Origin of the sequence: Streptomyces shaanxiensis (assembly GCF_039537145.1) — a bacterium.
Taxonomy (GTDB): Bacteria; Actinomycetota; Actinomycetes; order Streptomycetales; family Streptomycetaceae; genus Streptomyces; species Streptomyces shaanxiensis.
Window position 1 is genome coordinate 26,745 of record NZ_BAAAZY010000036.1, and the last position, 17,741, is coordinate 44,485.

A 17,741-nucleotide genomic window follows, 5' to 3' on the forward strand; every position below is an offset into this window, starting at 1 on the left:
TTCCGCCGGGCAGCGCGCGGCCCAGGCGCCGCAGGGCTAGTAGCCCCGGGCGAACTTCCGCAGCTGGGTCATGGACCCGTTGAAGAGATTTTGATCACCCGGCAGGCTGCCGCCGTTGTCGTACTGCCAGATGGTCCAGAACTGCCATCCGGCCGGCAGCGCCCCCGCGCTGGAGGAGTTGTAGCGGGCTATCCACAGCGCGTGATTCGAGGCGAAGGCGCGGCTGGCGCCGGTGCACGTGTTCCACCAGTGGGTGGTGGTGTAGATCACCGGGCGGCGGCCGGTGAGCCGCTTCACCTCGTTGCTGAAGGACTGGATCCAGCTGACCATCTTGGCCTTGCTCAGTCCGTAGCACTTGTGCTTGCTGTACGGGTTGTATTCGATGTCGAGCGCGGGCGGCAGAGTCCAGCCGTCCGACGTCCAGCCGCCGCCGTTGCGCACGAAGTGCTGCGCCTGTGTCCTGCCCGCCGACTTGTTCGGCAGGGCGAAGTGGTACGCGCCGCGGATCAGGCCCGCGTTGCGGGAGCCGTTGTACTGCTGGTTGAAGTACGGGTTGCGGTAGGTGTGGGACTCGGTCGCCTTGACGTAGACGAACCGGGCGCCCTTCGCCTTCGAGCTCTGCCAGTTGACGTTCTTCTGATGGGAAGAGACGTCGTGCCCCTTGGGCTTGCCGGCTGCCATCGCCGGGATCTCGGCGAGTGCGGTTCCCCCCAGCGCGAGTGCTGCCACGGATGCCGCTATGAGGCGGGAGCGGTGACGGGACGGTTTGTGATCACGGGCCATATTTCCCCCCGGAATGGCGACGTGCACGACAAATCCCCCAGAGATTACTGGAGGACCGTTGAAAGCCGATCGAACTCAGGCCAAGCCGGAGGGAAGGGGATTCCTCCTGATATGTCATCTTCCGGATGCCTGCCTTCCGCCCTAAAGTGCCCCGGCCCGTCGGCGACTTGAGACCGCCTCGCGGTCGCGCCTGGCAGGATCGCCGCATGGCTGAGGAGCGGCGGGACCAGCGGGGCGATCGGGATGCGCGGGATGCGCGGGAGGGCGCACAGGAAGTGGGGGAGCCGTGGGGCAGAAGTGCGCGGGCCGAGGAGACGGAGGCCTGGGAGGCCCTCGTGGCCACGGCGCGGCGCACCGTGTCCGACGGGCTGGTCGTCGGCACGTCCGGGAACGTCTCGGTGCGGGTCGGTGACACGGTGCTGGTCACGCCGTCGGGAGTGCCGTACGACCGCCTGACGCCGGACGATGCGACGGGGGTCGACCTGGACGGCAGGCAGGTGCTGGGGTCGCTGGTGCCGACGAGCGAGCTGCCCATGCATCTCGCCGTCTACCGGGCCACGGACGCCGGTGCCGTCGTCCATACCCACGCGGTCCACGCGACGGCCGTCTCGACCCTCGTTCCCGAGCTTCCACTGATCCACTACATGGCCGGCGGCCTCGGCGGACCCGTCCGAATCGCCCCGTATGCGACGTACGGCACCGAGGAGTTGGCCGAGAACATGCTCCGGGCGCTCACCGACCGCACCGCCTGCCTCCTCCAGAACCACGGCACGATCAGCTACGGCACGACCCTGGACCAGGCCTACGACCGTACGGCCCAACTGGAGTGGATGTGCCGCCTGTGGCTCACGGCGTCCTCGGTACCGGGGCTCGCGCCGACACTGCTGTCCAAGGAGCAGGTGGCGGAGGCGGGGGAGCGGTTGCGGGGGTATGGGCAACGGGGGTGAGGGGTGGGGCCTCGGGTGGTGGAGGTGAGGGACGGGGCCCGGGTGGTCGGGGTTGCGTGGCCGACGCGTCGCGCCGCCGGCCCACGGCGACGACATCACGGCACTTGACCTCACCCGGAGTCGTCCTCCCACTGGCCGGTCGCCGGGTCCGCCCGGACACTGGAGCTGTGCGCACTGTCAAAGCGACGGCCGCTGCCGTCACCGTGGCTCTGGCCGCCGGCGCCGCGAGCGTCGCGGCCGGTCGGTTCGCCAGTGGGGCCGCGTTGACGGCGCCTCCTGGCCGGCCCCTGCCCACCGAACCCCGGCTCACCGTGCACGCCACGGCCGCCGGCCAGATCGCGCTCACCCGCGACCTCGCCTCGCTGCGCCCCGGCACCTACGGCCTCTCCGGCGACGGCTCGCACGCGGTCGTCGGCCCCGTACTGCCCGCGGCGAACCACTCCGCCGACACCGTGGTACGCCGCCTGGAGCGCGTCACCCACGGCACCTTCCAGCCCGGCGACACCGTCTGGCTCACCCCGAACGTGTACGTCGGCAACCCGAGCGCCGCCCTCGGCCTCGACCACGCCGACGTCGACATCCCCGGCGAACTCGGCGCCCTGCCCGCCTGGTTCGTCCCCGGCAGCCGGGGCACCTGGGTCATCGCGGTGCACGGCCTCGGCACCACCCGCGAACACGCCATGAACGTCATGCGGTTCCTCAGTGGCCGCCACTTCCCGGTCCTCGCCCTCTCCTACCGCGGCGACCTCGGCGCACCCCGCCCGCCGGACGGACTGAACCACCTCGGCGAGACCGAGTGGCGCGACCTGGACGCGGCGATGCGCTACGCCGTGCGGTACGGCGCCGAACAGTTCGTCCTGCTCGGCTGGTCCACCGGCGCGACCATGGCACTGCGCGCCGCCGCGCACTCGGGCCTGCGCGACCGTGTCTCCGGCCTCGTCCTGGACTCCCCGGTGCTCAACTGGGAGGCCACACTGCGTGCCCTCGCCAGGGCCCGCCACACGCCGAGCGTGCTGCTGCCGCTCGCGGTCCGCGCGGCACAGGGCCGCACCGGCCTGGACCCCGACCGCGACACCGGCAACGGTGCCCCCGACCGCCTCACGGTGCCGACCCTCGTCTTCCACGGCCCCGGCGACAGGGTGGCCCCCTGGACCCTCTCCCGCCGGCTGGCCGACGCCCACCCCAACCTGGTGGCCCTGCACACGGTCCGCAACGCTCCCCACGCCGCCATGTGGAACGCCGACCCCGAGTTCTACGAAGAGGCCCTGCGCCGCTTCATGACACCGCTCATGTGACGCCGCTCGACCGACGTCGCCTCCCCTCTCTCCCGCACCGGTGGCACAGGTTCCGTTTAACCCCGTACCACTGGCCTGTTATCGGTCCTTCGCCGCCCGCAGGGCCCCGTGCGTTGGCCATCCCCGTAGCCCCTCGTGACATTCCGTTTGGGTTTTCGGACCGTCAACCGGAAGACTGCACCCGTGACGTCCCGTATCCCGCGCGACTCCAGGCTTCGACTCGTCCGCCCGCGACCCCTGGCCGCCGCCCCCAGAGCCGTGAACCAGCGACGCCCACGGCGCCCCGTTCCTCGCCCTCCGGAGGGCACACCGGCACCGTCCGAGCTGGCCAGAATGGCTCGCTCCGGTCTGGCCACCGCGGCCCGCGTCGCCCACTGGGCCGACGCCGCCCTGCGCCCCGGCCGGGACGGTGCCGACTCCGACGGCAAGGGCACCCTCTCCGACGCGACCGCCGAACGGGCCGCGATCGACCTCGGCCTGACCGTGGCTCAGGTACGCGCGGACTGGGACACCGCCCGGCTCGCCGGCCTCGTCGAGGTGCACGGCGACAGCGCACGGCCCGGCTGGCGACTGCGCGCCTGGGACCGCGACGACAGCGCCGTCCTGCGCGGCTGGGTCGCTCTCTTCGACGCCTGGTCGCTCGCCCACCCGGAACCCGAGCGGCTCGCGCACGGCGCCGTCGCCGACGTCGTGTCCGCCATGCCCCAGGTGCTCTCCTTCCTCCAGCTGTCCGCCGGGCCCGTCCCCGTCGAGCAGCTTCTGGACCTGCTGGAGCAGCGCGTCACCGAACTGCGCACCGAGAGATGCGAGATCCCCTACGGGCCGCAGCCCGAGCCGATGGCCGACCCGGCCGCCGCCGTGGACACACCCCTCGCCCCGCTCCTCGACTGGGCCCTGCACGCCCTCGCCTCCGTCGGCGCCCTCACCTACGGCGACGGCCAGGCCACCCTCACCCCGCTCGGCAGCTGGGCGGTCTGGGTCAAGCTGGAGCAGATCTGCGTCGCCGCCCAGAGCCCCGCCGGGAACATCGAGCAGGCGGCCGAGGACATGCTCCGCGGTTGCGCCCAGCTCCGCCCGAACGCCGCCCGCGACGAGTACCGCGCCTGGCTCGCCGCCCGCCCCGTCGGCAGCGCCGTCACCGAACTCCTCGGCGCCGCCCGCGGCGACGACGCTCTGCTGCGCGGCCTCGCCTTCGAGGCGCTGCGCGTCGTCGGCGCCCCCGCCGAGCCCGACGTACGTGCCGTCGTCGACGAGCCGACCCTGCGGCCGTACGCCCTGCTGTGGCTCGCCGAGCACGACGGGATCGACCCCGAGGACGCCCACGAGGTGCTCACCCGGGAAGAGGCCACCTGGCTGTGGGTCGACACCGCTGCCGCCGTCGCCGACCACGGCGAGGCCCCCATGCTCGTACGGCACCTGGAGTCAGCGCTGCAGCCGACCGTGCCCGCGCTTCTCGCCGAGGTGCGTGCCGTGGGTCATCCCCGCACGGTGCAGGTTCTGGTCGCGCTCGCCGCCGCGCACCCCGACCCCGCGCTCGCGAAGGCCGTGCGCCGCGCCGCCTTCCAGGTGCACACCGGGGGGAGCTGAGCCGGGCCGGCCTCAGTTCCCCAGCGCGGGGGCGTAGGTGCCGAAGCTCCACACATTGCCCTCGCTGTCCCGGGCCATGTAGTCCCGCGAGCCGTAGTCCTGGTCCGTCGGGGGCATCAGGATCTCCGCGCCGTGTTCCACGGCCCGCCGGTGGTGTGCGTCGACGTCGTCCACCACGACGTACACGCCGGTCGGGCCCGCGTCCTTCATCAGCTTGTCGAAGGCGCTGCCGGTGCCCGTCGAACCGAGCATCACCGCGCCGTTGCCCTGCACCAGCTCGGCATGCGCGATCTTGCCGTCCTCGGTCTCGTACACCGCCAGTTCCGTGAACCCGAAGGCCTCCGTGAGCTGCTTGATCGCCGCCTTCGCGTCCACGTAGTGCAGCGTCGGGTAGATGCTCGGACGCCCACCGCTCGTGCCTGCCATGCCGATCACCCCTTTGTGATCAATCGCCGCGGCCCACAGCCGCCGAATGCCGGTTCCCGACCCGTTGCCCAGTCTTGCAGCGACCACTGACAACGGCCCGTGGATCGAGCCACCGTGCCCCGTCCGAGGGCCGAACGGGGGAGAAGGTCCCGGCGAGTCGCCGTGTCCCGACCGCCCGCCCCCGCCGTCCGCCCCGGACCCGGCTACGCTCTGCGCCTGATCCGCCGGAAGCGGGCCCCGGCGCAGTCGCCGCCCCGCAGGCCGCCGAGGCCGAGGAGGAGGACCCGGGACGGGGTCCGAGGGAGCGTTGGTGATCGTCCTGCCGACCGAGGTGACCGAGCAGCCCCGCCCCCTTCCCGAGGCCGCCCCGAACCCGGCCACCACTCCGCGCCGCCCGCCCCGAGCTCCCCTCCTCGCGGCCGCCTCGCTCCTGCTCCTGGCCCTCCCCGTCCTCACCGCCGCCCACCACGCCCGCCCCGCCCCCTACGGCGACCACCTCACCGTCCACGCACGCGTGCCGCACGCCACCCCGCCGCCGCTGCGGCCGCACCCACAGGCCCCGGCACACCTGCGCACGCACACCACCGCCATCGAGGCCCACGACCCCCGCACCGGACACCCCCTCTGGCGCTACGCCCGCGAAGGCCGCCGCCCTCTGACCTCGCTCCACGCGCGGCCCCACGCGCGCGTGGACGTCATCACGCTCTGGGACGACGGCATGGTCACCGACACCGACGGTCGTTCCGTGCGCTGGCATCGCGCGCTGCCCGCGGCCGGTGACTGGCTGCCGGCCCACGGCGGCACCGGCGTCCTGCGCCCCCTCGGGCGGGGCATGCTCGCGGTCGTCACGCCGGGCCGTGTCGTCGCGTACCGGATCGCCGACGGCGACCTGCGCTGGGTGCTGCCCGCTCGTGAGGGCTGTGCCTTCGAGCCCGCACGTGCCGAACGTCACGGTGGGGCGCTCCTCCTCGCCCAGCCCTGCCCCCGCGCGGCCTGGACCGCCCAGCTCATCGCCGTGGACGACCTGGGGCGGATCACCCCCGACCGCAGGCCGCTCGGCAACGAAGTCCGCGAGGAAGGGGCTCGGCCGCGGCTCGAACACGCGGACCCACGAAAAGTGGTTGCACGGCCCCGTTAGACTGGCCTCATGGCCATTCTCCTCGCGCATTAGACGGCGGGAACGTCCTCAGCCGCCCATCCCGCCACTTAACCCCGCCCTGGAGTCTGTCCGTGATCTCCGCCTCCGGTATCGAGCTGCGCGCCGGTGCGCGCGTCCTCATCGAGTCCGCGACCTTCCGAGTCGCCAAGGGTGACCGCATCGGCCTCGTCGGCCGCAACGGCGCCGGCAAGACCACCCTCACCAAGTGCCTGGCCGGCGAGGGCATCCCCGCCGGCGGCAACATCACCCGCTCCGGCGAGGTCGGCTATCTCCCGCAGGACCCCCGCACCGGCGACCTCGACGTCCTCGCCCGCGACCGCGTCCTGTCCGCGCGTGGCCTGGACGTACTGATCCGCAAGATGCGCGAGAACGAACAGCGCATCGCCAACGGCCAGGGCGCCACCCGCGAGAAGGCGCTGAAGCAGTACGAGCGCCAGGAGACGGAGTTCCTCACCAAGGGCGGGTACGCCGCCGAGGCCGAGGCCGCCACCATCGCGGCCGCGCTCAACCTGCCCGACCGGGTGCTCGGCCAGCCGCTGCACACCCTCTCCGGCGGTCAGCGCCGCCGTATCGAGTTGGCCCGCATCCTGTTCTCGGACGCGGACACCCTGCTGCTCGACGAGCCGACCAACCACCTCGACGCCGACTCGATCGTCTGGCTGCGCGACTACCTCAAGACCTACCGCGGCGGCTTCATCGTCATCTCCCACGACGTCGACCTGGTCGAGACGGTCGTCAACAAGGTGTTCTACCTGGACGCCAACCGTGCCCAGATCGACGTCTACAACATGGGCTGGAAGCTCTACCAGCAGCAGCGCGAGGCCGACGAGAAGCGCCGTAAGCGCGAGCGGCAGAACGCCGAGAAGAAGGCCGCCGCGCTGCACTCGCAGGCCGACAAGATGCGCGCCAAGGCCACCAAGACCGTCGCCGCGCAGAACATGGCCAAGCGGGCCGACCGGCTGCTCGCCGGACTCGAGGCGGTGCGGGTCTCCGACAAGGTCGCCAAGCTCCGCTTCCCCGAGCCCGCGCCCTGCGGCAAGACCCCGCTGACCGCCGAGGGCCTGTCTAAGTCGTACGGCTCGCTGGAGATCTTCACCGACGTCGACCTGGCCATCGACAAGGGGTCGAGGGTCGTCATCCTCGGGCTCAACGGCGCCGGCAAGACCACCCTGCTCCGCCTCCTCGGCGGCGTCGAGAAGCCCGACACCGGCGAGGTGATAGAGGGCCACGGCCTCAAGCTCGGCTACTACGCCCAGGAGCACGAGACCCTCGACCCCGACCGCACCGTCCTGGAGAACATGCGCTCCGCAGCCCCGGACATGGACCTCGTGGAGGTCCGCAAGGTGCTCGGCTCGTTCCTGTTCTCCGGTGACGACGTCGACAAGCCGGCCGGGGTCCTCTCCGGCGGTGAGAAGACCCGTCTCGCGCTCGCGACCCTGGTCGTCTCCTCGGCGAACGTCCTGCTCCTCGACGAGCCCACCAACAACCTCGACCCGGCCAGCCGCGAGGAGATCCTCGGCGCGCTGCGCACCTACAAGGGCGCGGTCGTGCTCGTCACCCACGACGAGGGCGCCGTCGAGGCGCTGCAGCCGGAACGGATCATTCTGCTGCCGGACGGTGTCGAGGACCTGTGGGGCGCCGACTACGCGGATCTCGTCGCCCTGGCTTGATCGAATGCGTGATCACCGGCGTATGGATCATTCGGCCCATCGGTGATCCATCATCTGTGTGAGATCTCCTCGTACCGAGGTGTGTACTACATCAATTTCACGGCCGAGTCCTTTATCGACAAGGGCTCGGCCGTCTCGCGTCCCTGACCTGGCACTTCGCGAAACAACTCGTTCGGCCGTACGGACACCGCTCTGCGGAATTCCAGATTCCGCTTGTGGGGATGCGCTCCTGTCGTCACGACGATGTCCTACGGACCTTGCCGAATGGGTGGCCATGAAGGCCCGGAGGGGTGATCATGAGGAGACCAGAGCGCACTTCCCATGAGGAGGCACGGGTGGCCGAGACTCTGAAGAAGGGCAGCCGGGTAACCGGCGCCGCGCGCGACAAGCTCGCGGCAGACCTGAAGAAGAAGTACGACTCCGGTGCGAGCATTCGGGCACTGGCCGAGGAAACCGGCCGCTCGTATGGCTTCGTTCACCGGATGCTCAGCGAATCGGGCGTCACGCTCCGTGGGCGTGGCGGGGCGACGCGGGGCAAGAAGGCCGCATCGTCCTGAGCCCGGGCGGCCCATCGGCTTCGATGGTGGCCACCCGGTCGGTCGGCTGACTGACCGGGTGGTTACTGTGCAGTCACTTAGGGGGTGCCCTCCCGGGCATCCCGTGATGACCGCACTCATCGGAGGCACCCCATGGCTTCGTCCGGCCAGGAACTCGCTCCCCTGCTCGACAAGAACGGCGTACGGCTCACCGTCGACGGCGCGATCGCCACGGTGACCCTGACCAACCCGGCCAAGCGCAATGCGCAGAGCCCCGCCATGTGGCGGACGCTCGCCGAGGCCGGACGGGCTCTGCCGGGCAGCGTGCGGGTGGTCGTGCTGCGCGGAGAAGGCCAGTCCTTCTCCGCCGGGCTCGACCGGCAGATGTTCACGCCTGACGGGATCGAAGGGGAGCCCTCCTTCATCGACCTCGCGCGCAGCAGCGACGGTGAACTCGACGCTGCCATCGCCGAGTTCCAGGAGGGCTTCACCTGGTGGCGGCGCAACGACATCGTGTCCATCGCCGCCGTCCAGGGCCATGCCATCGGGGCGGGCTTCCAGCTCGCGCTCGCCTGTGACGTGCGCGTCGTCGCCGACGACGTGCAGTTCGCCATGCGTGAGACCAGCCTGGGGCTGGTGCCGGACCTGACGGGTACGCATCCGCTGGTCGGGCTGGTCGGTTACGGCCGCGCGCTGGAGATCTGTGTCACGGGCCGGTTCGTGCTGGCCGAGGAGGCCGTGAGCAGCGGGCTCGCCAACCTCGCGGTGCCCGCCGAGCAGCTCGACGACGCCGTACGGGATCTGGCGGGGGCCATCGTGGCCGCGCCGCGGGATGCCGTGATCGAGACCAAGGCGCTGCTTCGTGGTGCCGTGGATCGGACGTACGACGAGCAGCGCGGCGCCGAGCGGGCCGCGCAGGCGCGACGGCTGCGGGACCTGGCCGGCCTCGGCGAGTGAGCCATGCGCGGATCAGCCGACGGCGGTGACCAGTACCGCCACCGTCGGGCGATCGGCCAGCGCCTCTCCCACCCACTCGCGGACCTCCCGGGCCACCTCCACGGCCCGGCGGTCCGTGCTCACCGCGAGTTCCACGCGCACGTGCCGGTGCGGCAGGGCGGCCTCGTCCTGCCGTTCCTCGATGTGCACCGCACGCCCCAACCCGCTCAGGGCGCCCGTCAATTGGGTCACTCCCGGGACCATCAGGGCCGCGGTGGCGACGCGCTCCTCGTCGGGGCCGGCGGGCTCCGCGGCGCGCGCCGGCTCGGGCTGCCGTACGGGAGCGGGTTCGGCGTCCTCGTCGAGCAGGGCCGTCACCCGCAGGTCCACCTCGGTCACCGTCAGGCCGAGACGGTCCGTCGCCGCTGCGGCCAGCAGATCGCGCAGCCGTTCCGCCGTCGCCGGCAGTGGCTCGGTCGCCGGCGCGGCGAACTCCGCCGTCACTCGCAGGGGGCCTGGTGGCAGGGCGCTCGGCGGGGGCGGTACGGCGGCCTCGTGCGCCTCCTCCGGGTCGGTGAGCCCGATCCGGAGCGCGTCCAGCCGCACGCCGCGCATGTCCTCGGCCGCGCGCCGCAGCACCGCCTCCGCCGCCCTCTCGGAGATCCATGCGCCATCGTGCGCGCCGCCCAGGGGCAGCAGCCTGCCGAGCCCCAGCTGATTCCGGACTGCTTGCGTCCACCTGTCCGCCGTCGTCATTCCTCCAGCCTGCCGCATCCCTGGCGCGCGATGGCGTAACCGTGCTTACCGTGGTCAAGGGACGACGACCGAAAAGGACGAACGGCCATGACTGAGACGACGGAGCAGAACCGGGGGACGGAGGGCGAGGCCCTCATCACCCGAAAGACGCAGGTGTCCAAGCGCGGTGGGGGAGACCCCGGCGCCCGGGGGCGGACGACCATCGCGGACGGCGTCGTGGAGAAGATCGCCGGGATGGCCGCACGCGATGTGGACGGCGTACACGCCATGGGCAGCGGACTGTCGCGGACCTTCGGGGCCGTGCGCGACCGGGTGCCGGGCGGGACGAAGTCGGTGGCGCGCGGGGTGAAGGCCGAGGTCGGCGAGGTACAGGCCGCGCTCGACCTGGAGATCGTCGTCGAGTACGGCGTGTCGATCGCCGATGTGACCCGGGACGTGCGCGAGAACGTGATCACCGCCGTCGAGCGGATGGCCGGCCTCGAAGTCGTCGAGGTCAACATTGCGGTGAGTGATGTGAAGCTGCCGGAGGAAGAGGAAGAGGAACCGGAGCGCCGGATCCAGTGATGCGCCGACGACCGGACAACACGGCGGCCGGGCAGTCGCCGAGAAGCTGAGGAGCGCATCATGAGCATGGCCGTGGTCGGCATGATCGCCGGCATGGCACTGGGCTTCGCCGGGTATTTCGGCGGATTCGGCGCCTTCTTGCTGGTGGCGGCCCTGGGCGCCGTCGGTTTCGTCGCCGGGCGGTTCCTGGACGGGGACTGGGAGCTCGGTGACTTCTTCCGGCACCGTGACGAACGGCGGCGGTGACGTCCGTGAGCGGTGGGGCCATGGAGCTCCGGAGACCGCCGGCCACCGTCCCGGCCGGTGAGCGCGGGGCGACCCGGATCGCCGACCGGGTCGTCGCGAAGGTCGCCTCACAGGCCGCACGCGAGGCGGTGGGGGCGTTGGCCAAGGACGCCGCCCGGCCGTCCGCCGACGTCGTCGTCGCCCATGAGACCGTCCGGGTCCGCGTCCACGTCGAACTCGACTACCCCACCGACATCGGCGCCCGCTGCGCGGCCGTGCGTCGGCACGTCGCCGAACGGGTAGGCGCGTTGGTGGGAATGGAGGTGCCGGAGGTCGCCGTGCACGTGGAGCGGCTGCACCCGGCGGGCGTGCAGGGCACGGCACAGGGGAGGACGCGATGAGCGAGTCCCAGGGCTCCGAGGGCACCACACAACAACTGCCGGTCATCGAGAAGGAGACCGGCCCCGACCCACTCGACCAGTCGGCGTCGGCGGCGGACTACGAGCCCCCGCCCCCGCTCGACGGCGAGGGCGGCAAGGACGGCCGCTTCTGGTCGGCACGCCGCATCCCGGCCGCGATCATGGCGCTCCTGCTCTTCCTCGTCGCAGGCTTCTTCCTGTACGACATCGCCTCCGTGCGCGCCGACCGGCCCGCCATGCGCTGGCGCCGGGAACTGGCCGACCAACTCGCCGCACGTCCCCTCGACGACATCTGGGTGCTCGTCGGCGCGGGTGTCGCCGCCGTCGTCGGCCTCTGGCTGCTCGTCCTGGCCACCACGCCCGGACTGCGCGCCGTTCTGCCGATGCGGCGCACCCATCCCGACGTCCGCGCCGGACTCCACCGCGATCTCGCCGCCCTCGTGCTGCGCGACCGGGCCATGGAGGTCTCCGGTGTCCAGTCGGTACGGGTACGGATGGGCCGGGCCCGCGCCGATGTCCGTGCCGTCGCGCACTTCCGCGACCTGGACGACGTACGCGCCGACCTGGACGCCACGCTCGCCGACGCGATCCGGGGCCTGGGCCTGTCCCGCCCGCCCGCGCTGTCGGTTCATGTACGGCGACCCGGACGGAAGGGGTGAGGGCCGTGCTCAGGGTGGTCAACCGGGTGCTGATCGGGTTCGTCGGGCTGGTGCTGCTCGTGATCGGGGGTTCCGTGCTGGCCGTGGGACTCGGGCTGGACCCGCCGTCCTGGTGGATCCACGACAGTCGGCACGACGTACTGCTCAGCGACGCCGAGCGGACCCGCTGGCGGGACGACGGCTGGTGGTGGCCGACGGTCCTCGCCGTACTGGCCGTCCTGGTGCTGCTCGCCCTGTGGTGGCTCACCGCGAACCTGCGCCGACGCCGCCTCGCCGAGGTCCTGGTCGACACCGGCGACGGCGAGGGCGCGCTGCTGCGGGGGCGCGCCCTGGAGAACGTCCTGGCGGGCGAGGCGGCGGGCGGCGAGGGCGTGCAGCGGGCCCACGTCCACCTGACGGGCAGGCGCAGCACCCCCGAGACCCGGGTACGCCTCCTGCTGGAACCGCACGTGGACCCCGGGACGGCACTGAACGACCTCACCACTCAGGCCCTGGCCCACGCGCGCAATTCAGCGGGACTGGCGCAATTGCCGACGGAGGTTCGATTGAAGGGCGTCAAACACCGTGCGGAAAGGGTCAGTTAGAACCCGTGCCGCATGCCGCCGTCCACCGGCAGCATGATCCCCGTCAAATAGGAAGCCGCCGGAGACAGCAGAAACGCGGCCGCACGCCCGAACTCCTCCGGAGTTCCATAACGCCGCAGCGGAATACGTGCCTCGTGCGCGGCCCGAGTGGCCTCCGGATCCGCGGACAATCCGTCCAGCTCCCGCACCCGGTCCGTATCGATGCGGGCCGGAAGCAACCCGACGACTCGAATGTCCCGCGGCCCCAGTTCGTCCGCGAGGGACTTGGCGAATCCGGCTAGCCCCGGCCGCAGTCCGTTGGAAATGGTCAGCCCCGGAATCGGCTCGTGCACCGACCCGGATAGCACGAACCCGATGACGCCCCCCGCCTCCAGTTCGGCCGCCGCGGTCCGCGCCAGCCGCACCGCGCCCAGGAACACCGACTCGAACGCCGACTGCCACTGGTCGTCCGTGTTGTCGGCGACAAATCCCGGAGCCGGTCCGCCGACGCTGATGAAGATGCCGTCGAACCTGCCGAAGGCCTCCCGGGCGACCGCGATGAGCCGCCCCGGAGCCTCCGGATCGGCGTTGTCGACGGCCACCCCGACGGCGTTCGGCCCCAACTCGGCGGCCACGGCGGCGACCCGCTTCTCGTCCCGGCCGGTCAGGACGACCTTCGCCCCGTCGGCCACCAGCTCACGCGCCGTCGCGTTGCCCAGTCCACGGGTGGCCCCCGTGACGACGTACACCCGGTTCTTCAGTCCAAGATCCATGGCCCTATCCTGCCCCGTCGCCCCCGAACAGGGCGAGAGCGGTGTTCACCAGGCCGATGTGGCTGAAGGCCTGCGGGAAGTTGCCGAGCTGGCGGTCGGCCACGGGGTCGTACTCCTCGGACAGCAGGCCCACGTCGTTGGCGAGGCGCACCAGCCGGTCGAACAGCTCCCGTGCCTCCTGCCTACGCCCCGTCATGTGCAGCGCCTCCGCGAGCCAGAACGAGCAGGCCAGGAACGTGCCCTCGCCGCCCGGGAGTCCGTCGACGGGCGTCTCCTGGCTGTAGCGGCGCAGGAATCCGTCGTGGCTGAGTTCGGCGCGGATGGCGTCGATGGTGCCGATGACGCGCGGGTCGTCGGGCGGCAGGAAGCCGACGCGCGGCATGAGCAGCAGCGCGGCGTCCAGTTCACGGGAGCCGTAGTACTGAGTAAAGGTGTTCCGCTCGGCGTCGTAGCCCTTCTCGCACACCTCGCGGTGCACCTCGTCGCGGAACTCCCGCCAGCCGGCGAGGTCGCCCTCCAGGGCCGGGTTCATCTCCAGCGTGCGCACCGCCCGGTCCGCGGCCACCCACACCATCACCTTCGAGTGCACGAAGTGCCGGCGCCCGCCGCGTACCTCCCACAGCCCCTCGTCGGGCTGCCGCCACTGCTCGCTCAGCCAGTCGATGAGGGCGGCCTGGATCGCCCAGATGTGCGGCTTGGAGGGCAGTCCCGCGGCCCGGGCCAGCGCCAGGGTGTCCATGACCTCGCCGTACACGTCCAACTGGAGCTGTTCCACGGCCTCGTTGCCGATGCGTACGGGGGCGGATCCGGCGAAGCCGGACAGCCACGGCACCTCGAACTCGGGCAGCCGCCGCTCGCCCGCCAGGCCGTACATGATCTGCAGGTCGGCGGGGTCGCCCGCGACCGCGCGCAGCAGCCAGTCGCGCCAGGCCTCCGCCTCCGCCCGGTAGCCCGCCGACAGGCCCACGTTCAGGGTGAGGGTGGAGTCGCGCAGCCAGCAGTAGCGGTAGTCCCAGTTGCGGACGCCGCCGATCTCCTCGGGGAGCGAGGTGGTGACGGCGGCGACGATGCCGCCGGTCGGGCGGTAGGTGAGGGCCTTGAGGGTGATCAGGGAACGGACGACGGTGTCGCGGTACGGGCCGGCGTAGTGGCAGCGGCTCACCCACTTCTGCCAGTCGCGGATGCTGGCGTGCAACGCCTTGTACGGGTCGACGAGCGGCGGGCGCGGCTCGTGCGAGGGGTGCCAGGTGAGGACGAACGCGACCCGCTCACCGGCCTCGACCGTGAACTCCGAGTGCGTACCGAAGTCCTCGCCCCAGGTGGGCACGGCCGGTTCGCTGCGCAGCCAGACCGAGTCCGGGCCGGCGACGGCCACCCGGTGGCCGCGGGACTTGCGCACCCAGGGGACGATCGAGCCGTAGTCGAAGCGGAGCCGCAGGCTGCTGCGCACCGTGACCCGGCCGCTCAGCCCCTCCACGATGCGTACGAGGTCGGGGGCGCGGTCACGTTGGGGCATCAGGTCGGTGACACGGATCGCGCCCTCGGCGGTCTCCCACTCGGTGTCCAGCACCAGGGTGTCCGGGCGGTAGGCGCGGCGCGTGCAGGGACCCTTCGTGTGCTTGGGGGCGATGCGCCAGTGGCCGTTGTCCTTGTCGCCCAGGAGCTTGGCGAAGCAGGCGGCCGAGTCGAACCGGGGCAGGCACAGCCAGTCGACGGAGCCGTCCCTGCCGACCAGGGCGGCCGTCTGCTCGTCGCCGATGAGGGCGTAGTCCTCGATGCGGGGGTGCACGCAAGTGCGGGTTCCCCAAGGGGCGGTGGGGCAATCAGGGTGGGGCCGAGGGAGTGATGGGGCGGGGGGAGGGCGGAGGGACGGCGTGTCAGGGCTGAGGCCGGGCGAGTGGTCCGCTCGCTGCGGAGCCGGTGCCGGTGCCGGAGAAGATGACGCCGGGGTCCGCCGGGGCCTGGTTGAGGACCCACAGCCCGATCAGCGTGGCCAGGGCGAACACGACCGCGATGAGGACGGCGAGGACGAGGCGGCGTCGGCGTTCCCGGCGCAGCCACTCGCCGCGTGCCGTGCGGTAGGCGTCGGGCGCCGCCCGCACCCCGTCGGCGAGCGCGGACAGCGCCTCGCGCAGCTCCCGCTCCGTGCGGTCCGGACCGGTGTCATGCGCCGGAGTCGCATCTCGATGCGTCATCGCCGGGCCTCCATCGCCTGGGTCAGGGCGGCGAGGCCGCGTGAGGTATGGGTCTTCACGGAGCCGCAGGAGATCCCCATCGCCGCCGCGATCTCGCTCTCCTTCAGCCCGAGCCAGTGCCGCAGCACCAGCGCCTCGCGCTGCCGGGCCGGCAGCTGCTGAAGCGCGTCGATCAGCACACGCTGGTCGTCGTGCAGAAGCGCGGTGCTCTCGGCGGAGGCGACGACCTCGTCCGGCGTCGGCTTCTCGACGTGCCTGCGGGCCACTTGGAGATGCCGTATCCGCATCCGCGTCAGATTGCACACCGTGGAGCGCAGATACGCCTCCGCCGCCTCGATGTCCCTCAGCCGCCGCCACTTCCGGTAGATCTGGTAGTAGGCCTCCGCGACCACGTTCTCCGGATCGTCGGCCCCGAGCAGGACGGCGAGGCGCAGCATCGAGGAGTAGTGCAGCTCGAACAGGCGGGCCAGACCGGCCTCGCGTTCCAGGTCCGCCGGGTCGCTCACCGCGGGGGTGAGCGGGACGGCCGGTACCGCGGCACCACCGGTTTCATGTCTCAGGTGCTGTCTCACGGGTTGTTCGCTCCCGTCTCGGGGCGCCGCCTGACGCTCAGGCGCGACGGCAGGTCGGTGAGATCGGCGCCGCGCGGGACGCCGAGGCGTTCGAGCACCGCGGTCCCGGCCACGGCGACGGTCAGGTTGAGGAACAGGGCGGCGAGCCCGGCGTAGATCTCGGGCCCGCCGCCCAGGGGCACGACCGACGAGAACCCTTCCCGTACGACCATGAAGGTCCCCGCCACCATGCCCACGCCCCACCCGGCGAGCAGCGCCCGCGGATGCAGCCGCCCGGTGAACAGGCCCACCGCGACGGCCGGGAAGATCTGCAGGATCCAGACCCCACCGAGGAGCTGGAGGTTGATGGCGTCCTGGTCGCGCAGCCCGAACACGAACGCCACCGCGCCCACCTTCGCGGTGAGCGACACCGCCTTGGCGATGCGCACCTGCCGCTTGGGCGTGGCCGTCGGATGGACGTACTCGACGTACACATTGCGTACGAACCCGGTGGCGGCCGCGATCGACATCACCGCCGCCGGGACCAGCGCCCCCACGGTGATCGCCCCGAACACCAGCCCGGCCAGCGGCGCCGGCATCAGCCGGTCGACCAGCATCGGTACGGCCGCCTCGGCACCGCCCGCAGGAGCGCGCACGCCCGTCGCGAGGGCCGCGATGCCGAGGAAGCCGAAGAGGGCGAGCAGCCCGGTCCAGGCGGGCAGCGCCACGGACACCTTGCGCAGGGTCCGAGGACCGTCGGCGGCGAAACCCGCGGTGAGCACGTGCGGGTACATCAGCAGGGCGAGCGCGGAGCCGAGGGCGAGGGTGGCGTAGGCGGGCTGCTGCTCGGGGGCGAGGAGCAGGGCCGGGCCGCCGAGGCGCTCGGCCGCACCGTCGAAGACGGCACCCGGGCCGCCGAGCCGGGCGAGGACCAGCCAGGTCACCGCGGTCAGCGAGACGAACACGGCCACGGCCTTCAGCGCGGAGATGACGGTGGGGGCACGCAGCCCGTGCCGGTACGTGGCCACGGCCAGCCCGGCGAAAAGCGCCACCATTACCAGATCACCGGCCGCACCCCGCGGATACACGCCCCCGGCCGCCAGCACCGCCCTTATGCCGAGCAGCTGCAGCGCCAGATACGGCATCGTCGCGAGGATCCCGGTCAGCGCGACCACCAGGGCCAGCGGCGCCGAGCCGTACCGGCCGCGCACGAAGTCGGCCGCCGTGACGTAGCCGTGTCTGCGGGCCACGGTCCACAGGCGGGACAGCAACACGAAGGCCAGCGGACAGACGATCACCGTGTACGGCACCGCGAAGAAGGCCGGCGCGCCGTTGCCGTACGCCAGTCCCGGTATGGCGGCGAAGGTGTACGCGGTGAAGATCGTGCCGCCGAGCAGCAGCCAGGTCCACACCGGGCCGAGGCTGCGGTCGGCGAGCGCCCAGCCCTCCAGGGACGGCAGCCGGTCGCTCGGGCTCAGGCGTCGCGCGGTGACGGCGAGCAGCGACGCTCCGCCGATCACGGCGAGGAACGTCGCGGTCATGGCGCCGTCGGCCATGGGTGGTCACCGTCCTTGGTGTGCCTGTGCCCTCGCGTCTGAGTTGCGCGAGCGGCCGGAACGGATGACAGAGAACCGGCGGGAAATTTCCCGGAAATTCCCTGTCAACCGGTCTCCGGGGGTGGGCAACTCTTGCACAGA

At 71.9% G+C, this 17,741-nt stretch carries 20 protein-coding genes; 12 read left to right on the plus strand and 8 right to left on the minus strand.

Annotation, left to right across the window (positions count from 1 at the left end; genetic code table 11):
* Positions 1–36: 36 nt before the first annotated feature.
* Positions 37–783 carry a lysozyme gene (locus ABD932_RS42585; protein ID WP_345021748.1) on the minus strand — a complete coding sequence of 249 codons (747 nt, stop codon included), beginning with the start codon at positions 781–783 and terminating at the stop codon, positions 37–39.
* A 206-nt stretch (positions 784–989) separates the two neighbouring features.
* Here ABD932_RS42585 and ABD932_RS42590 point away from each other — a divergent pair, with 206 nt between their 5' ends.
* The 3 genes from ABD932_RS42590 (at position 990) to ABD932_RS42600 (ending at position 4,612) form a co-directional block, all read left to right on the plus strand.
* Complete coding sequence (locus tag ABD932_RS42590; protein WP_345021750.1) at positions 990–1,730, plus strand: class II aldolase/adducin family protein; 741 nt, start codon at positions 990–992, stop codon at positions 1,728–1,730.
* 167 nt (positions 1,731–1,897) lie between these two features.
* Entirely contained in the window at positions 1,898–3,025 is a 1,128-nt protein-coding gene (locus ABD932_RS42595; RefSeq protein WP_345021752.1) for an alpha/beta fold hydrolase, read from the plus strand.
* Between the two features lie 183 nt (positions 3,026–3,208).
* The gene (locus ABD932_RS42600) at positions 3,209–4,612 is read left to right on the plus strand and encodes a hypothetical protein (protein WP_345021754.1); all 1,404 of its coding nucleotides are present in this window, start codon (positions 3,209–3,211) and stop codon (positions 4,610–4,612) included.
* A gap of 12 nt (positions 4,613–4,624) precedes the next feature.
* On the opposite strand, the gene ABD932_RS42605 is transcribed toward ABD932_RS42600, so the two are convergent.
* Positions 4,625–5,038, minus strand: a complete 414-nt coding sequence (locus tag ABD932_RS42605) for a VOC family protein (RefSeq protein ID WP_345021756.1) — start codon at positions 5,036–5,038, stop codon at positions 4,625–4,627.
* A 310-nt stretch (positions 5,039–5,348) separates the two neighbouring features.
* On the opposite strand from ABD932_RS42605, the gene ABD932_RS42610 reads away from it, so the two are divergent.
* From ABD932_RS42610 to ABD932_RS42625, 4 genes are all read left to right on the plus strand, one after another.
* On the plus strand, positions 5,349–6,176 hold the full coding sequence (locus ABD932_RS42610) for a hypothetical protein (RefSeq protein ID WP_345021757.1): 828 nt from the start codon (positions 5,349–5,351) through the stop codon (positions 6,174–6,176).
* A gap of 92 nt (positions 6,177–6,268) precedes the next feature.
* Positions 6,269–7,867, plus strand: coding sequence for an ABC-F family ATP-binding cassette domain-containing protein (locus ABD932_RS42615; protein WP_345021759.1), 1,599 nt, complete (start codon positions 6,269–6,271; stop codon positions 7,865–7,867).
* A gap of 335 nt (positions 7,868–8,202) precedes the next feature.
* On the plus strand, positions 8,203–8,424 hold the full coding sequence (locus ABD932_RS42620) for a helix-turn-helix domain-containing protein (protein ID WP_004002281.1): 222 nt from the start codon (positions 8,203–8,205) through the stop codon (positions 8,422–8,424).
* A 132-nt stretch (positions 8,425–8,556) separates the two neighbouring features.
* Entirely contained in the window at positions 8,557–9,360 is an 804-nt protein-coding gene (locus ABD932_RS42625; protein ID WP_345021761.1) for an enoyl-CoA hydratase/isomerase family protein, read from the plus strand.
* 12 nt (positions 9,361–9,372) lie between these two features.
* Here ABD932_RS42625 and ABD932_RS42630 read toward each other — a convergent pair whose 3' ends face one another.
* On the minus strand, positions 9,373–10,095 hold the full coding sequence (locus ABD932_RS42630; RefSeq protein WP_345021763.1) for a nucleopolyhedrovirus P10 family protein: 723 nt from the start codon (positions 10,093–10,095) through the stop codon (positions 9,373–9,375).
* Between the two features lie 87 nt (positions 10,096–10,182).
* Here ABD932_RS42630 and ABD932_RS42635 point away from each other — a divergent pair, with 87 nt between their 5' ends.
* The 5 genes from ABD932_RS42635 to amaP are packed head-to-tail and all read left to right on the plus strand — an operon-like array spanning position 10,183 to position 12,546.
* Positions 10,183–10,659 (plus strand): Asp23/Gls24 family envelope stress response protein, encoded by a 477-nt coding sequence (locus tag ABD932_RS42635; protein WP_345021765.1) that lies wholly within the window; start codon positions 10,183–10,185, stop codon positions 10,657–10,659.
* Between the two features lie 60 nt (positions 10,660–10,719).
* Positions 10,720–10,905 carry a hypothetical protein gene (locus ABD932_RS42640; RefSeq protein ID WP_345021767.1) on the plus strand — a complete coding sequence of 62 codons (186 nt, stop codon included), beginning with the start codon at positions 10,720–10,722 and terminating at the stop codon, positions 10,903–10,905.
* Positions 10,906–10,925: 20 nt separating this feature from the next.
* A complete protein-coding gene (locus tag ABD932_RS42645) occupies positions 10,926–11,285 on the plus strand; it encodes an Asp23/Gls24 family envelope stress response protein (RefSeq protein WP_345021768.1) in 360 nt (119 codons plus the stop codon).
* On the plus strand, positions 11,282–11,962 hold the full coding sequence (locus ABD932_RS42650) for a DUF6286 domain-containing protein (RefSeq protein ID WP_345021770.1): 681 nt from the start codon (positions 11,282–11,284) through the stop codon (positions 11,960–11,962). Before ABD932_RS42645 ends, ABD932_RS42650 begins: the two co-directional genes overlap by 4 nt.
* On the plus strand, positions 11,959–12,546 hold the full coding sequence (gene amaP, locus ABD932_RS42655) for an alkaline shock response membrane anchor protein AmaP (RefSeq protein ID WP_345021772.1): 588 nt from the start codon (positions 11,959–11,961) through the stop codon (positions 12,544–12,546). The genes ABD932_RS42650 and amaP overlap by 4 nt, the downstream gene beginning before the upstream one ends.
* Here amaP and ABD932_RS42660 read toward each other — a convergent pair.
* The 5 genes from ABD932_RS42660 to ABD932_RS42680 form a co-directional block, all read right to left on the minus strand.
* The gene (locus tag ABD932_RS42660; protein ID WP_345021774.1) at positions 12,543–13,298 is read right to left on the minus strand and encodes an SDR family oxidoreductase; all 756 of its coding nucleotides are present in this window, start codon (positions 13,296–13,298) and stop codon (positions 12,543–12,545) included. The two genes, amaP and ABD932_RS42660, sit on opposite strands and share 4 nt — an antisense overlap.
* A gap of 4 nt (positions 13,299–13,302) precedes the next feature.
* Positions 13,303–15,087 carry a glycoside hydrolase family 15 protein gene (locus ABD932_RS42665; RefSeq protein ID WP_345021776.1) on the minus strand — a complete coding sequence of 595 codons (1,785 nt, stop codon included), beginning with the start codon at positions 15,085–15,087 and terminating at the stop codon, positions 13,303–13,305.
* Between the two features lie 88 nt (positions 15,088–15,175).
* The gene (locus ABD932_RS42670; RefSeq protein WP_345021778.1) at positions 15,176–15,493 is read right to left on the minus strand and encodes a hypothetical protein; all 318 of its coding nucleotides are present in this window, start codon (positions 15,491–15,493) and stop codon (positions 15,176–15,178) included.
* Entirely contained in the window at positions 15,490–16,065 is a 576-nt protein-coding gene (locus ABD932_RS42675; RefSeq protein WP_425587597.1) for a sigma-70 family RNA polymerase sigma factor, read from the minus strand. The genes ABD932_RS42670 and ABD932_RS42675 overlap by 4 nt, the downstream gene beginning before the upstream one ends.
* Positions 16,062–17,600, minus strand: a complete 1,539-nt coding sequence (locus tag ABD932_RS42680) for a sodium:solute symporter family protein (protein ID WP_345021780.1) — start codon at positions 17,598–17,600, stop codon at positions 16,062–16,064. Before ABD932_RS42680 ends, ABD932_RS42675 begins: the two co-directional genes overlap by 4 nt.
* Positions 17,601–17,741: the final 141 nt, after the last annotated feature.